This is a genomic window from Pseudomonas cyclaminis, from assembly GCF_015163715.1.
In the GTDB taxonomy this organism is placed as follows: Bacteria; Pseudomonadota; Gammaproteobacteria; order Pseudomonadales; family Pseudomonadaceae; genus Aquipseudomonas; species Aquipseudomonas cyclaminis.
In genome coordinates this window covers 1-727 of record NZ_JADDUM010000399.1, presented here as the reverse complement: position 1 = coordinate 727, position 727 = coordinate 1, and the positions used below count along the sequence as shown (strand labels likewise).

General features: G+C 65.7%; 1 pseudogene. It reads right to left on the bottom strand.

Annotated features, from left to right (window positions below):
* Nucleotides 1-707, bottom strand: a pseudogene (locus IQK56_RS30810) (HlyD family secretion protein); the annotation flags it as partial.
* Nucleotides 708-727 lie beyond the last annotated feature (20 nt).

The following is a 727-nucleotide window of genomic DNA, read 5'->3' as shown; positions in this document are numbered from 1 at the left end:
GCGCGGGCACCACGATGCCGGAGAACGGCGCCTTGACCTCCCGGCCGTCGAGCAAGGTGCGCAGGGCCTCGTATTTCACCGTGGCGTTGGTCAGTTCCATGTCGGCGATCTGGCGGTATTCGCCCTTGCCTTGGTCGAGGGCCTGTTGCAATTCGCTGCGGGCGGAGGCGAGGTCCAGTTGTTGCTGTTGGGCCTGTTGCTTGAGGTCGTCCAGTTCGTTGCGCGGGATGATGCCGCGCTTGAACAGGTTGTCGCTTTCGGTGAGTTTGCGCTGGGTGTTGCCGGCGGTCATCTCGGTGGTGCGCAGGCTGCGGCGGGCGCGGCTGACGGCGGGGCTGCTGTCCCAGTCCTGCATCTCTTGCACGGTGCGCCGGGCCTTGAGCTGGGCGGAGAGCGCGTCGCGTAATTGCACTTCGAGGGTGGCCGGGTCCATGCGCAGCAGCACTTGACCCGCCTCGACCCGTTGGCCTTGCTCCACCAGGTTGGCCTGCACGTTACCGTCGAACGGCGCGGTGAGGGTGAGGGTGGTGTCAGGCTCGATCTTGCCCACCAGGCCGATCTGGTGCACCAGCGGGTCGGGTTTCACGGCCAGCCATTGCTCGGCGGTGCTGGCGGGATCGGACGCAGGACTGCGCAGGGCCAGCCCGGCACCGACCAGCAACAAGATCACCACAGCGCCCCAGCAGGCGTTTTCGATTAGTAGTCATTGAGGGCGATTTCCCAACTT